Annotated in this window: 11 protein-coding genes and 3 pseudogenes; 6 read left to right on the forward strand and 8 right to left on the reverse strand. The window is 67.2% G+C overall.

Going from position 1 to position 13,764, the window contains the following annotated elements; all coding sequences use genetic code 11:
- Positions 1-180 precede the first annotated feature (180 nt).
- The 3 genes from ACWD35_RS39675 (at position 181) to ACWD35_RS39685 (ending at position 4,847) form a co-directional block, all read left to right on the forward strand.
- The gene (locus tag ACWD35_RS39675; RefSeq protein ID WP_451356219.1) at positions 181-1,662 is read left to right on the forward strand and encodes an FG-GAP and VCBS repeat-containing protein; all 1,482 of its coding nucleotides are present in this window, start codon (positions 181-183) and stop codon (positions 1,660-1,662) included.
- Between the two features lie 300 nt (positions 1,663-1,962).
- The gene (locus tag ACWD35_RS39680) at positions 1,963-4,221 is read left to right on the forward strand and encodes an ISL3 family transposase (protein ID WP_451356229.1); all 2,259 of its coding nucleotides are present in this window, start codon (positions 1,963-1,965) and stop codon (positions 4,219-4,221) included.
- A 284-nt stretch (positions 4,222-4,505) separates the two neighbouring features.
- The gene (locus ACWD35_RS39685) at positions 4,506-4,847 is read left to right on the forward strand and encodes a MazG nucleotide pyrophosphohydrolase domain-containing protein (protein WP_451356220.1); all 342 of its coding nucleotides are present in this window, start codon (positions 4,506-4,508) and stop codon (positions 4,845-4,847) included.
- Positions 4,848-5,122: 275 nt separating this feature from the next.
- Here ACWD35_RS39685 and ku read toward each other — a convergent pair whose 3' ends face one another.
- A complete protein-coding gene (ku, locus tag ACWD35_RS39690) occupies positions 5,123-5,902 on the reverse strand; it encodes a non-homologous end joining protein Ku (RefSeq protein ID WP_451356221.1) in 780 nt (259 codons plus the stop codon).
- 236 nt (positions 5,903-6,138) lie between these two features.
- Here ku and ACWD35_RS39695 point away from each other — a divergent pair, with 236 nt between their 5' ends.
- Positions 6,139-6,981 (forward strand): tetratricopeptide repeat protein, encoded by an 843-nt coding sequence (locus tag ACWD35_RS39695; protein ID WP_451356222.1) that lies wholly within the window; start codon positions 6,139-6,141, stop codon positions 6,979-6,981.
- 105 nt (positions 6,982-7,086) lie between these two features.
- On the opposite strand, the gene ACWD35_RS39700 is transcribed toward ACWD35_RS39695, so the two are convergent.
- A complete protein-coding gene (locus tag ACWD35_RS39700; protein ID WP_451356223.1) occupies positions 7,087-7,638 on the reverse strand; it encodes a DUF6262 family protein in 552 nt (183 codons plus the stop codon).
- 127 nt (positions 7,639-7,765) lie between these two features.
- Between ACWD35_RS39700 and ACWD35_RS39705 the strand changes: the two genes are divergently transcribed.
- Positions 7,766-8,635, forward strand: coding sequence for an SMI1/KNR4 family protein (locus ACWD35_RS39705; RefSeq protein WP_451356224.1), 870 nt, complete (start codon positions 7,766-7,768; stop codon positions 8,633-8,635).
- A 165-nt stretch (positions 8,636-8,800) separates the two neighbouring features.
- Here ACWD35_RS39705 and ACWD35_RS39710 read toward each other — a convergent pair whose 3' ends face one another.
- The 5 genes and pseudogenes from ACWD35_RS39710 to ACWD35_RS39730 all read right to left on the reverse strand — a co-directional run bounded on the left by ACWD35_RS39710 (position 8,801) and on the right by ACWD35_RS39730 (position 12,032).
- Positions 8,801-9,991 carry an IS110 family transposase gene (locus ACWD35_RS39710; RefSeq protein WP_451356225.1) on the reverse strand — a complete coding sequence of 397 codons (1,191 nt, stop codon included), beginning with the start codon at positions 9,989-9,991 and terminating at the stop codon, positions 8,801-8,803.
- 242 nt (positions 9,992-10,233) lie between these two features.
- Positions 10,234-10,470 (reverse strand): annotated as a pseudogene (locus ACWD35_RS39715) (transposase family protein); the annotation flags it as partial.
- A 16-nt stretch (positions 10,471-10,486) separates the two neighbouring features.
- Positions 10,487-10,630: pseudogene (locus ACWD35_RS39720) on the reverse strand (IS110 family transposase); the annotation flags it as partial.
- A gap of 103 nt (positions 10,631-10,733) precedes the next feature.
- Positions 10,734-11,261, reverse strand: a pseudogene (locus ACWD35_RS39725) (transposase family protein); the annotation flags it as partial.
- 111 nt (positions 11,262-11,372) lie between these two features.
- Entirely contained in the window at positions 11,373-12,032 is a 660-nt protein-coding gene (locus ACWD35_RS39730) for an SMI1/KNR4 family protein (protein ID WP_451356226.1), read from the reverse strand.
- A 12-nt stretch (positions 12,033-12,044) separates the two neighbouring features.
- Between ACWD35_RS39730 and ACWD35_RS39735 the strand changes: the two genes are divergently transcribed.
- Positions 12,045-12,503 carry a hypothetical protein gene (locus ACWD35_RS39735; protein ID WP_451356227.1) on the forward strand — a complete coding sequence of 153 codons (459 nt, stop codon included), beginning with the start codon at positions 12,045-12,047 and terminating at the stop codon, positions 12,501-12,503.
- 515 nt (positions 12,504-13,018) lie between these two features.
- On the opposite strand, the gene ACWD35_RS39740 is transcribed toward ACWD35_RS39735, so the two are convergent.
- A complete protein-coding gene (locus ACWD35_RS39740) occupies positions 13,019-13,645 on the reverse strand; it encodes a group II intron maturase-specific domain-containing protein (RefSeq protein ID WP_451356230.1) in 627 nt (208 codons plus the stop codon).
- Positions 13,646-13,764: the final 119 nt, after the last annotated feature.

The following is a 13,764-nucleotide window of genomic DNA, read 5'->3' on the forward strand; positions in this document are numbered from 1 at the left end:
TACTGACCCACGCTCCTAGTCACCGAACTCCTGTACAACCCTTACGCGCCGCAACAGGTCTCATGAGCGCTGACTTCCCGGTGAACCGAGAGACAACCTCCGGCGAACGCGGGCAAGTTCGCCCCCATCGACGACTACGGATGCCCGGTCGGGCATCCCCGCACGCCGCAGGAGTACCGGATGCACTCGCACACGCGACTCGCCCTCGCCACGGCCGCCGCAGCCACGCTGACAGGCGGTCTGCTCGCCGTCGCCGTCCCACCCGCTACCGCCGCCGACTCCGCCAAGGTGGCCAAGGCCGACTTCAACGGCGACGGCATCGGCGACATCGCCACCTCGGCGGCCACCGCCTCCGTCGGCGGCCACGACAAGGCCGGCCAGGTCGTCGTGGTGTACGGCACCGCCACCGGCGTCTCCTCCGCCAAGCACACCACCCTCAGCCAGAACACCACGGGCGTGCCCGGCGACGCCGAGGCCGGCGACATGTTCGGCGGCGAGCTGGCGTACGCCGACTTCAACGGCGACGGCTACGACGACCTCGCCGTCGGGAGCCCGCACGAGAAGGTCGGCACCGACACCAACGGCGGCGACCTCGCCATCCTGTGGGGCTCCCCGAGCGGCCTGACCGGCAAGAGCATCCACCTTGTCGACCCGGCCCCCTCCGCCCACGACTACTGGGGCAAGGACCTGGCCGCCGGCGACTTCGACGGCGACGGCAAGGCCGACCTGGTCGTCGGCAGCTCCGCCGCCACCCTCTACCTCTACAAGGGCGGCTTCACCACCTCCGGCGGCCACGGCAGCCTCACCACCGTCAAGCCGCCCATCCAGTCGGGCACCAACGACTACCCCTACGGTCCGCTGAGCCTGACCGCCGGCGACGTCAACGGCGACGGCCGCACCGACCTCGTCGTGGACGGCTACGAGACCACGACCTCGTACGGCTGGAACACCAACTACTGGCTGCCCGGCACCGCGAGCGGCCTGAGCGGCTCTTCCGCGAAGGCCCTCAAGCCCGGCATCATCACCGCCATCGGCGATGTCAACGGCGACGGCTACGGCGACATCGTCAGCGGGGCCGGCTGGGACAACACCCTCAGCGACGGCACGCCCGTCCCGAACTCCGCCAAGGGCGGCAAGGTGAACATCACCTACGGCTCCGCCTCCGGGCCGGCCGGCACCACCGGCATCACCCAGGACACCGGGAACGTGCCCGGCAGCTCGGAGAAGGGTGATGCCTTCGGCTGGGAGCTCGACCTCGGTGACATCAACGGCGACGGCTACCAGGACCTCGTCGTCAGCACGCCGGAAGAGGACATCGCCGGCATCACCGACACCGGCATGGTCACCGTCCTGTATGGCTCGCCCAACGGCGTGAACACCACCTCCGGCATCCAGTCCTTCGGGCAGAACAGCCCGGGTGTCCCGGGCGGCGACGAGAAGAACGACCTGTTCGGCGCCGACGTCAAGCTCGACGACGTCACCGGCGACGGAAAGGCCGACCTGGTCGTCGGCTCGTACGAGAACGGCGGCAACGGCGCGCTCACCTACCTCCCGTCCAACGGCAAGAAGATCACCACGACCGGCTCCCGCCAGATCGGCGCGTCGGCGGTGGGCGTCTCCACGGCGGGCATGCCCCAGTTCGGCGCGATCTTCGCGGACTGAGCCGCCCGGGCCTGTGGAACCGGGGGAACCCCGGACCCTGCCCCTGACGCCCCCTTAGCCTCGATCTACCGACCCGTCCGTTGTGGATATCGCCCGCGGAAACGAGGAAGTGCCTTGTGGCCTGCGATGATGGGAGTTGTTGAGGCTTCCAGTACGCGCGGAGCCATTTTCAGGGGTCTGGGCGGAATTTCGTGACGGTCACGATCGCGTAGTTCACGCTTCGTGTTTGACGGCGGGAATGCCCTGGTCATGGGGGTTCTGTCCGCGTTGAAGGATGTACTGTTCCCGAACGCCGTGGGGATGGTGCTGGACCGGTTGTCCGAGACGAGCGGGGTCGTTGTGGCCGAAGCACACAGCGCCGCAACGGAGTTGAGGTGCCCGGACTGCGCGACCGTCTCACGTCGGGTGCACAGCCATTACGGGCGGCGGCTCGCTGAGTGTCCCGTCGGCGGGCACCGCGTGGTGGTGAAGCTGGAGGTCCGGCGGTTCTTCTGCGATGCCGCAGGCTGCGGGCGGCGTACGTTCGTTGAGCAGGTTGAGGGTCTGACCACGCGTTATGCCCGTGCTGGCCCCGGCGTGAAGACGCTGTGGCGGTCCGTTGCGCTCACGGCGGGCGGCCGGCCGGGCATGCGGCTGTGCCTCTCGCTGGCCGTGCCCACCGGCCGAGCCCGGCTGCTCGGCCAGCTGCACGCGCCCGACGTTCCCGCCCGCAGCCCGCGGGTGCTGGGCGTCGACGACTTCGCCTTCCGCCGCTCGCGCACTTACGGAACCATCCTGGTCGACGTCGAGACCTCCACCCCGATCGACCTGCTGGCGGACCGCACCAGCCAGACGCTGGCCGCCTGGCTCACCGCACACCCCGGCGCCGAGATCATATGCCGGGACCGCGACAGCGGCTACAGCCGCGCGATCAAGGAGGCAGCGCCGGACGCCACCGAGGTGGCCGACCGCTGGCACATGCTTCAGAATCTGTCAGCCGCGGTGGAGAAGACCTGTCACCAGCACCGCTCCTGCCTGCACAAATACGCCCTCGACGACGTCGACGCACCCACGCCGGCGCCCGCACTGCCCACGACGTTGCTGCCTTCGACACCGCCGCTGGACAGCATTCCCGCGACCCCGCTCATGCAGCGGGTGACCGAACGGCATGCGGAGATCCACCGGTTACGGGAGGCCACATGGACGATCAGCGCCATCGCCCGCCGACTCGGACTGGACCGCAAGACCGTCCGCCGCTACCTGACCACCGACCTCGACACGCTGGTCGCCTCGGCCCGCGACCGTCGCCCCCGCCAACTCGATCCCTACCGGCCCTACCTGCAACAACGATTCACCGACGGCTGCACCAACGCCGCCCAGCTCTACCGGGAGATCCACGAGCACGGCTACCGCGGCAACCATCAGGCCGTGCGCCTCTACATCCGCACCCTGCGCAGCGGCACCGCCGCGGCCGAGCCTCGTCGTCCCATCCCCACACCGCGCAAGATCACCTCATGGATCATGAGGCCGCGCGACGGACTCAGCCGTGAGGAACAAGACCAGCTCGACGAGGTGCGCATCGCCTGCCCGGACATTGCCACCGCCTGTGACCAGGCTCGCGTCTTCGCCGGCTTGGTCCGCGACCGGCGAGGGTATCTCCTCGCCGACTGGGTCCGCGAGGCCGAGACCAATGGCCCCGGGCCCGTGCGGGGCTTCGCCGGATTCCTTCGCCAGGACTGGGACGCCGTCCTAGCCGGCATGACGCTCACCTACAGCTCCGGAGTCGTCGAAGGCCACGTCAACCGTTTAAGACGATCAAGCGGCAGATGTACGGACGAGGATCCTTCCGGCTCCTCCGCACCCGCGTCCTGCTGCGATCGTGACCGTCACGAAATTCCGCCCAGACCCATTTTCAGAGAGCCCCAACACAGCAGGCGGCGCGGGTTCAGTACGAGGCCGACCAGGCCGGGCGCCAGCCCGGACGGGCCGGACGATGGCGGCAGGAAGCCGGAGGGCGACCCGCCCGCAGGCGCCCGTACGAGCCCGGGCCGCTCCCGCCGTTGCCTTCGCCGCAGCGACCGGTGCATGCGGGTACTCCAGTTTGCGCGGCATGCAGCCGGCCCCTTGCCGACGCCCTGGTCCGTATCGGCTGGCACATCCTGTGCTGATATGTGGTCAGGGCGCCCGCGTGCGCCAAGAGTCCGGGACGACGCAGCAAAGGGGGTGAGACTCCAAGAGGCGCTGGTGCCCCGTGAACGCCGAAGCTCGCTGGGTACGGTGCGCCTGCTCGGTCAGGCCTCGACAGAGGCCTGTTCGGGGCCTGCAGGGGTGTCCGTCACGGTTTTTGAGAGCCAGGTGACGACCTCGTTGGTCAGCCGCTGGTCCGTGGCATCCGCGGCCTGCGCCAAGGGGTGTGTCCCCACTGCTGTTCGAGTGTCCATGGCGGACCACCGCGGTGGGCTTCGGCGAGAAAGCAGACGTCATAGTCGAAGACGGCCTCAAGGACGATGCGCTGGCCGTCGTGCACGTGGGTGGCCATCCACAGGGACCCGCCGTCGGGCTCGAAGCCGTCGTCGCTGATGGGAACCCAGTCGTAGTCGCCGAGGGTGGCGCGTCCACTCGGTGATGTAGCGGCAGCGGGCCGGCTCGTACGGCGGCATCCAGCCCGCGGGGTCCTTGTCGGCCTTCTGCCGGTTGTACTTGTCGGTCACCGCGAACAGGCGGAAACACGGCAATACGTGAAGATGATGTGACTGAACCCCTCGGTTGGCCACGGAGCGCTTCAGTTGGCCGCATTGACGCTCATCCTCTCGGCCATCCCCTTGGAAGCATGTGGTTGTGACGCAGATCGGCGGGAGGCGTGGATGGGCCTTGATGAGCTGCTGCAGCAGGCGATGCGCATACATGACCTGTACGACCAGCTGAACCGGCATGAACGGGGCCGGGTGTGGACGCAGGAGGAGTTCATGCTGGGCTTCGTGGGCGATGTCGGCGATCTGGCCAAGCTGGTCATGGCCGAAGAGGGAGCCCGGGACATGCCGGGCGGGCGAGCGGCACTGGAGCACGAGCTCGCGGACTGCCTGTGGTCGGTGCTCATCCTGGCTCACCGCTATCACGTCGATCTTGAGACTGCCTTTCGCCGCACCATGGCTGAGCTCAAGACGGCGATCAGCACTCGGCTCCCCCGTCACGAGAACCCGTCGTGACTGCCGGGCCCTACGACCGCCTGGGCGAGATCAAGGACTGGTAAACAGGTGGAGCGGGAAGCTGCGGACCTTGATACCTACGTCGCCAGGGCTCGGACCGGCCCCTGCTTCGTCTGTGCGCACCTGAGCGGAAACCCGGACTACCAGCACGAGGCGATCTACGAAGTGGATGCCAGCAGCGGGACCGGACAGCAAGATTTGGTCCGGCCCCCTGCGGCCCGGCGGGCCAAGCAACGCCTGCGACCTTCAGCCAGGGACAGCTGGCCGAACAAGGGTCACGGCCGAGGCCGTGACGACTCGTGCGCCCGCTCGGCAGCTCGGACACTCGCCTCCAGTGCTGCCATCAGGTCCAGCGCCGGAGCAGGCTGCGCCGGCTCAACGAGCTCACCGCCAGTGACCTTTGCGTCTACAAGCTGCTCAAGGGCGTGGGCGTATTCGTCGTGCACCTCGCCGACGTCGATGCCGGCAAGTTCGTGGATCAGTACTTCGGCCAGCTCCAGCTCCCGGTCGGTGACCGGCGTGGAGGGCGCGAGGTCTCCGGGGTCGCGCAGCTCGTCCTGCCACAGGAGCGTCTGCAGGATGAGCATGCCGTGGCGGGGGCGGAGCAGCGCCAGGCGTTCCCGGCCGCGTAGGGCGACCTTGCAGACGGCGACGTAGCCGGTGCGGGCGAGTGCCTCGACGAGCAGGGCGTACGGGCGGTCGGCGCCCGGTCCGGGACCCGCGTAGTACGGTCGGCCGAAGCTGATCGGGTCGATGTCCTCGAAGGGCACGAAACCGAGCACGTCGATGGTCTGCTTGGTGGGCAGGGGCAGGTGTGCGAGGTCCTCTTCAGTGAGCGGCACCACGCGCCCGTCTGCCAGGGCAAAGCCCCTGCCCACCTGTTCGTAGGGGATCTTCCGGTTCTCGGCCCTGCAGAAACGGCGGTGCTCGACGCGGCTGCCGTCGGCGAGATGAATCTCGTGAAGGCGTACGGGATGCTCCTGAGTGGCCGCGTACAACCGGACCGGCATCGCAACCAACCCGACCTGGACCACCCCCGACCACGTGGCCTTCATACATCCAGAGTCATCCGCCGGCAGACCGCACGCATCCCAGTCGCGCCGCCCCATTTGATCACCAGCAGGGGCAGGCCCAGGGCCTCTACTATCCTCAGATGATGTTGAATGGAGCTGCCGTTGCCGGAGTGAGCCTTGCCCGGGTGATGGCGCACTGCGGGGGTGACCCCCGGGCAGCCATCCACTACGTCGCGAGTGCTATCGCATCAGCGCCCGAAGCCCCAGAGCCTTACACGGTGCTCGCCGACATGTGGAACGAGCAGCGGCAAAACCTCGCCGAGGCACTTGAGGGGGCCAGCTCTCTACCTGCGGTGTTGGCGCAGTCGTATGTCAGCTTCCTTGAGGCAGACATGGACAACGCGGTGATGGCTCTGGGCTCGGTGACTGGTGCACGGCCCAGCGTTGCGTGGGCGAAAGCTCCGTGGTTCGGTGACCCGCGCTTCCTCGACCGGGTAGGAGCAGAGGCGCTGGCTGAGTCGGTCATGCGGACCATGGACTACGGCCATGCCCTGGACACACCCGCAGTTCGAGAGGGGTTGAACCCCTGGTTCGATTTGATCGTCAGAGTCTGCGATCGAGAGCCTGCACCGGAGCCGATGGCCAAGATGGCAATCTTCCTGCGGAACTGCGGACTCACTGACGAATCGTTCGCTCTCTGCGACCGCGCTGACGCTGTCGAGCGGATCATGCTCACCGAGGTTGTGCGAGCGGCTACCTGGCGCAAGGTCGGTGAGTCGCACCAAGCCGCGGCGGCGTTCCATCGTGCTCTCGCCATGGAGCCCGATAACTGGTCGCTGTACCTCGACCTAGCCGACTTGCAGGCCGAGCAGGGGGACTTCGCCGCCGCGGTGCGGTCTGCGACCGAGGGGTTGAAGCACGGTCCAACAGAGATCACGCTCCGCGCGGCTGAGGCCGCCTACCGTGCTCGGCACCTGGGTGACGCAGGGGCCCTGGAGACCCTGATGGCCCTTGCACCACAACTGCCGAACGGCCATTACCGTGCTGTGCTGATCGATCATGCATGCGCAGGCGAGGGCCTGGCCGCTGAACTCATAGCCCAGGCGCGCCGCCTCCGCTGAGCCGCTACACCCAGCCGTGATGGTGGGACCGTGACCGTTCTGGTGAGCCGACTAGCAGGGCCCCACCAGACCTCCTCGCCCACGGTCGTACCCCTAATCAAACGATCAGAGCTGGTTCGTGTCGCGGATCATCTGCCGCAGACTGGTACGAGCCGCGGCCAGGTCTCGTTCAAGTTCGTGAGCTCGGGTGGCCAGGGGCCGGAGCTTGGCCAGCTCACGTTCGAGGTTCCTGTTCGCCTCCGTGAGCTCGGCGATCCGCTCGGTCAGCGGACGGTGGCTGATCTGGTCGAGCTGTTGTCCGAGCTGCTGCCGCATAGCCAGCCGAAGGCGGTCCCGTTCCCCACGGAGTTCCTTGATCTCCTCCCGTGCCATCGCGAGGTCCGCTTGCAGACTCCCGTGACTTGCCCTCCGGCCCTCGGCTACGCCGGTGACGCGGGCCTGCTCTTGCCGCCTGATCGCTGCTTCGACGTGCTCGCGGACGCCTTCGGCGTAGACCAGCCAAGTCGAGACCCGGGCAGCGCGGGCGACAGTCGCGAAGGTGATCCGCTCGCCGTCGCCCACCATTCGCCGGACCGTGTCGAGCACGGCCTGCCGTTTGCGGAGACTGGTCCGACGCCTGGACTCGGCCAGGACGTCGGCGGCGGTGCGGGTGCTCATCGTGAATCCCTCTTTGTGACGACGGTCAGAGGCAGCAGCCCGTGGTCGCCGCCAGCACGTAGCCGTCGCATCAGCGCGGCGGCCTTCGCTGGGCTCTACTGTCGGCGGCGAGTGATTGACTCGCGGCATGGACGACGAACAGCTTCTGACCGCCGTGGCCGAGATCCTGTGGCCGGACCGCCGTGACCTAGCCTGCCGTGAGCACGGGCATGCACCAGGTCATGTCTGCCTTCCCGTCTCCGGTCGTGCTGACCTGGGCAACCTCGTCGAGACGCTTTCTGACCGATACGGCGAGCCATTCGCCGGCGCCGACCGAGTGCCGCCACTGCCCTTGTCGGAGCAGGTCGACTGGAGGTATGCCTGGCCGTTCAGTAACTGGTGGGTCGCCTTCGGCCGGACCGGTCAAGGCGAGGATGCCGCCCCCGCCCTGATGATCGCCCTGCGCAGCACGCCGGTCGCGGAGCAGTTGCCCGCGGAGACCTCCTGGCTGGAAAGGCTCGTCGCCGTGACCGGCTGGGTGCCGAGGACTGCGGGCCAGGTCGACTGGGCGGCAGTCGAGTCCCGCCTAGGAACGCCGCTGCCGAGCGATTACAAGGCTCTCGTCGAGACGTTCGGCCATGGCATGTTCGACGGTTTCCACTGCGTGTCCATGCCGGACGACCTGATCAAGAGCGCAGAGTTGGCGGCGAGGCTGGGCCAGGCGCCCTGGGAGCCGCATCCGCCGTTCCCGGCCTCGGGCGGGCTGGTGCCCTGGATGAGCAACGAGCACGAGCAGTGGTTCCACTGGATCACCGAGGGCCCCGACCCCGACCGATGGCCCGTCTACGTCACCGGAGCCGAACCGGAGGCAGGGGATCGGTTCGACTGCACGGCCACGGAGTACCTGTTCCGTCACCTCACCGACCCGCAGCACCCGATCCCAATGCCGGTGGACTTCCGCGCGCACTGGTTCATGGACTGCTCCGGGAACGTGGAGCTGGACGCGGCGATGGAATAGCGCACGCAGCACCATGCCCTTGGCTGACGGCCGATTCGGTCGGTGGTGCGACCCGGGGCGTGGCCTGGCACCACGTCCTTCGGCTGTCGAGTGCGTCGGAGGTGGGCCGCGAACTGTGAGGGACAACGAGAGGGGGCGGGAGTCGGTGATTCCTAATGTCGTCTGTCAAACCGCGAGGCCGCTTGGGGGTGTGAGTTCGTAGCGCCGTCCGTCGCGCAGAAGGGCCCAGAGGACGTTGACGCGGCGACGGGCGAGGGCGAGCACGGCCTGGGTGTGGCGCTTGCCCTCGGCGCGTTTGCGATCGTAGAACCGTCGTGATTCCTCGCAGTGCCGGATGCTGAACAATGCCGAGGCGTAGAAGACCCGTTGGAGGCGGCGGTTGTATCGCCGAGGGCGCCGCAGGTTGCCGCTGATCTTCCCGGAGTCACGAGGCACCGGCGCGACACCGCCGAAGCCGGCGAGGCGGTCGGCGGTGCCGAAGACGGCCATGTCGCCGCCGGTGGCGGCCAGGAACTCCGCGCCGAGGATGATGCCGAGGCCGGGCATGCTGGTGATCACTTCGAAGGCTTGGTGGTCACGAAACCGGGCCTCGATGGCCTTGTCGAGCTCGGCGATCTGTTGGTTGAGAGCCAGGACTTCCTTCGCCAGTGTGTGCACCAGCTGGGCGGCCAGCCGCTCGCCGGGCAGGATGGTGCGCTGTCGTTCGGCGGCCCGGACGGCGGTCTCGGCGATGCGGTCGGCGCGGACGATGTGGCGGTTGCGCGCAGCCAGGTCTCCAGCCGTTTGCTGCCGATCCGGCGGATGGCGGCGGGAGTCTGGTAGCCGGTCAGCAAGGTGAGGGCCGGTGTTGGTCAGATCCAATGCCCGTTCCAGGCCGGGGAAAACGCCGGTGAGCTGGGCTCGGAGACGGTTGACCGTGCGGGTGCGGTCGGCGACGAGGTCCGTGCGCCGGCCCGTGAGAATCTTGAGGTCGGTGACGGCTTCGTCGTCGGTGCGTAAAGGGTGCAGGTCGCGGCGGACGCGGACCTGGTCGGCGATGACGGCGGCATCCTTGGCGTCTGTTTTGCCTTCGCCACGGTAGCTCTCGGAGGCACGGCGGATGGCCCCGCCGGAGATGTAGTGCAGTGGCAGGTCGCGGTCGAGGAGAATTGTGATGGCTAGAGCGGCTCCGCCGTCGGCCAGGTCGATGCCCCATATCACCTGGTCACCCAGGGCCAGGACGTCGGCGATGAGTTCGAGCAGTTCGGGTTCGTCGTTGGCGACGCGTCGCGACAGCAGCCGCTGGCCGCTCTCATCGATCGCGACGCAGTGGTGATGGGTCTTGCCGGCGTCGATGCCGGCCCAGATCGCGGCCATGTGATGCCTCCGTGCGGTGTCCTGCTGATTCCTCCCACGGACGACCTCGCTGTCGATTCCCTACCAAGCGATCATTCGCAATTCCTAATTGGCAGCCGAGTCGTCGTGGGGCACCGGGCGGCCAATCACTGTGAGCCACAAACGGCAGAGCCTTTTGAACCACACCCGGCACCCCTGGGTAGGTGAACCATACGAAGGGCTCACCACCTCCCGCAGAACAACGTAGGGAGCCCTTTCTCTCCTCAGTCTGAGCTGGCCAGATGGAGGGTGAGGGTGGCCTGGACGAGGCTTGTGATGCGGGTGGTCGAGCAGCGGAGCTTGCGGAGGAGCCGCCAGGACTTGAGGGTGGCGACGGCCTGTTCCACGAGAGCCCTGATCTTTGCGTGAGACCGGTTGACCGCCCGCTGGCCTGCGGAGAGAGTCTCCCACCGGCCCCAGTAGGGGGTTCGCACAGTGCCCCCGGCACCCCGGTATCCCTTGATGCTCCTATAGACGTCAAGTAGTTGAGATGACCTGGCGGGTGCGGGTCTGAGTCAGCGCGTGGTAGACCTCGCGGGCTATGAAGCGCTTGAGGCAACGGATGATGTCCTTCTTGCTCAGCCCCTGCTGGATGCGGCGTGCGACATAGGCTCGCGTGCGACGGCACCACCGACGGGCCGACAGATCAAGGGAAGGACACGGGAGTTCCGGTCAGTCAGCCCAAGGGTCAGAGCCGTAGGTGGCACCATCGCCCATCATCACTGTCCGCCCAGCACTGGATGCCAGCCTCGGCGAGGGCGTCGACGATGCCGTGTTCGCGGGCCGCGCGGATGTCGTGGACGGCGCCGGGCAGGGCCGGTGAAGCCCACAGCAGTCGGCCGAAGGGGTCGGCGATGACCTGCACGTTCATCCCGTGCTTCTTGTGTTTGCCGGAGTAGAACGGCCGGTCCGCGGCAATGCGGTCGATCGGCAGGAGCGTGCCGTCCAGGATCAGATACGCCTTCACCGACGCGGTCTGCATCGCGTCGGCCAGGCTGGGAGCGAGAGTGCCCAGGGGCTCGACAGCCTCGGTGACATAGCGGTAGGCCGTCGTGGTGCCGACGCCGAACCCGGCCGCGAGCTGGGCATACGTGTGTCCCACCCGCAGATGGGCGAGGGTAAGCAGGGCCTGGCGGCCGGCGCTCAGGCGCCGCCACCGGGAGCCGATCGTACGGCGGTGCCGCCGCAACTGCTGCGTGAGGAAACGGAGGGTGGAGCTGGACACGTCGACGCCCGACGGGTAGACAAGCACGTGAAGCCTCTGGTGGAGACGGTTCTCTTGGTCGAAAACCCATCTACCAGGGGCTTCACCACGTTGTCAGCCCAACTGCCCCAGTCCGGAAGCAGGTTGGAAAAGGCTCACTCACATAGTGGGCTCGTAGAATGGCCCATCCGGTGCGAAGGATTTTGAACAGACTGTCACATCCTCGCCGCGGAGATATGCGAGCATCCATTCATTGAACGACAAGGTGTATTCAAGGTAACCACCTTCGTTGCTCTCGTAAACCCCGATGGGCCATACGCTGCTTACATCCTCAGGGATCCTGAAGAAAAGAGTCTCTCCGGAAGAAGTACCTGCCCACGGCAGTAGGCTTCCCGGCTCGGTCCCCACGGCATATGGGACTTCATCCTCAGGCGCTCGACTCCAGGCCTCGATTGTGCGTTGAATCGTAACCCCGAGATTTCCGTTTGTGACACCTGGATGACCGATGTCGAGTTGATTGTTGATCAGGATGGCGCCGTACGCGTCTGAGAACTCTCGCAGTTCCCTTGGGAGGGGAACCCCTAGATTCTGCTCCAGATCATTCCATGGCGTTGGATCCGACCACAGAAATCGTGGTTCACCAAGCAGGTTTTGCAGTTCCTCGAGAGATGTCACTGGCCACTCCTCATCCTCGGCGGCCTGCTCGCCGCCCAGACGGATGGACGGCTCGACACGGCGTCCGGGTTCCTGCTCATCTCCTCTCTCGACGCCAAAGGCCGGTGGTGCTGGATGCTGCAGCCGGCCGCGTTCGGCGACCACCCAGGAGGCCGCGTGCTGTATGGGTACGCCGCGCAGCTCGCGTTCGCCCGCTGGACACCCCCGCCCGTTCTTCCCGACCCCGGTCCGCGCCCCACGTCGCGCAGCGCCCTGGGCAGGATCGCCACGAGCGAGGCTGGCCGGGCGGGTGGCTTCCATGGAGTCCATGTTCTGGACTTCACCCCGCCAAGCGACGAGCCGCCCGAGGAGCGCACGGCGCCGTCCGGCTCCCGGGGACAGCTTGTGTTCGGCACGTGGCGGCGGGCGCATTGGAAGCCGGGGGTGCGGATCGGAGTCCGCGACAGCGCCGGGCGGCTCGTCGGGCCGGTCTACAAGGACGGCGTGGTGGAGGGCCGCACGTTCACCCGTGAGCGCCGCTTCTTCCCCCGCGCCCGGATCCGTCCCGACCTCCCCCTCGCTCCCACCACCCCGATCTACCGGATCCCGAACCCAGGAGCCCAGAAGGCTCAGTGACCTCCCGGTGACGGTGGAGGAGAGCCCGGCGAAGAGGCGGTCGAGGGGGCGGATTGCTGTGGCCGAACGGGCGACGGCCGACGACCACTGGCGGATCCGGCGGAGTATGCCCCCGGACGCAGCGCACGGGGGGACGCGGCGTCCAGGGGGACTGCTCGCCAACATACCGCGCCATCCGGCGTCTTATCGCATATATCGGAGAATCGGATCGTGCGTCGGGCGCAGCGCGGACTCGTGCACGGCCTGGGCGGGACGCCGGACAGAGGAGGTCGGATCAGCTGGCAGCCGATGTGTGCAGTGGGTGCACGCTCTGCCCGAGTGCACCGGGCAGTGGGACGTGTTCGACGCACAGGATCCGAAGGCGCATCGGTGGATGGGTGCGCAGACCTCGCGGTCGCCCAGGCCCAGGAGGGGGTTGCGCAGGCAGTGGTCGGGTGGCCCGAGGGAGTCTCACCCCCGGGCTCCCACAGAACGGAGCGTGACAGTCTCCCGTCACTCCGCTCTTGTCACTCTGATCACCAGAAGCACGGTGTCCATGCCCAGTGGGCGAAGAGCCTGGAATGCCGGCTGGTGATGCGCTGCCAGCACCTGTGGGCTGCCTTGAACGACCGAAATCGCTTGTACTTCTTGCGGATCCAGCGCATCAGGTAGGCGCTGATACGTCGCAGGAGGGGCAGCAGTTCGGAGCGGTAAAACGCTCCGTAGTACTGCATCCAGCCGCGCACGATCGGGTTGATCCTGCGGGCCAGTTCGGCGAAGGTGAGGCCGATCCGCAGGTGAAGCCGCCAGGAGCGGACCTCCCCGCTGATCTTCTTCAGGGCCTCCTTGCTGATCGCGGGAAGGAAGTTGGGGAAGTTCTTCCCCTTCCTGTTCCGCGCTCTGCGGGCTTGGAACGTGAACCCGAGGAACGTGAACGACGTGTGCTCGTAAGCACCGCGCCGGTTCCCGTCCTTGCAGTACACGATCTTGGTTTTGTCGGGATGCAACCGCAGCCCAACCTCTTCCATCCTGTTCCCGAGCGCTGTCAGGACCTGTTGGGCCTGGCGCTCGCTGACGCAGTGCACGACCGCGTCATCGGCATACCGTTCGAACTGGACATCCCGGAAGTTTCGGGCCAGCCACAGGTCGAACGCGTAGTGCATGAACAGATTCGCCAGCACGGGCGTGGCCACGCCTCCAACGCAATGGGCAACTTCACCTTCGAAGTGACGCTGCGCTACCGGAGGTTGGAGAAGTTGCCTCGCGGCGAGAGTAGGCAACG

The organism is Streptomyces sp. NPDC002671 (assembly GCF_053592475.1).

What these genes read in the sequence shown, in the direction of transcription:
- ACWD35_RS39705 (WP_451356224.1), top strand. Translation starts at nt 7,766, where the DNA reads ATGGACGACGAACAGCTTCTGACCGCCGTGGCCGAGATCCTGTGGCCG.
- ACWD35_RS39685 (WP_451356220.1), top strand. Translation starts at nt 4,506, where the DNA reads ATGGGCCTTGATGAGCTGCTGCAGCAGGCGATGCGCATACATGACCTG.
- ku (WP_451356221.1), bottom strand. Translation starts at nt 5,902, where the DNA reads ATGAAGGCCACGTGGTCGGGGGTGGTCCAGGTCGGGTTGGTTGCGATG.
- ACWD35_RS39675 (WP_451356219.1), top strand. Translation starts at nt 181, where the DNA reads ATGCACTCGCACACGCGACTCGCCCTCGCCACGGCCGCCGCAGCCACG.
- ACWD35_RS39680 (WP_451356229.1), top strand. Translation starts at nt 1,963, where the DNA reads ATGGTGCTGGACCGGTTGTCCGAGACGAGCGGGGTCGTTGTGGCCGAA.
- ACWD35_RS39700 (WP_451356223.1), bottom strand. Translation starts at nt 7,638, where the DNA reads ATGAGCACCCGCACCGCCGCCGACGTCCTGGCCGAGTCCAGGCGTCGG.
- ACWD35_RS39740 (WP_451356230.1), bottom strand. Translation starts at nt 13,645, where the DNA reads ATGCACTACGCGTTCGACCTGTGGCTGGCCCGAAACTTCCGGGATGTC.
- ACWD35_RS39710 (WP_451356225.1), bottom strand. Translation starts at nt 9,991, where the DNA reads ATGGCCGCGATCTGGGCCGGCATCGACGCCGGCAAGACCCATCACCAC.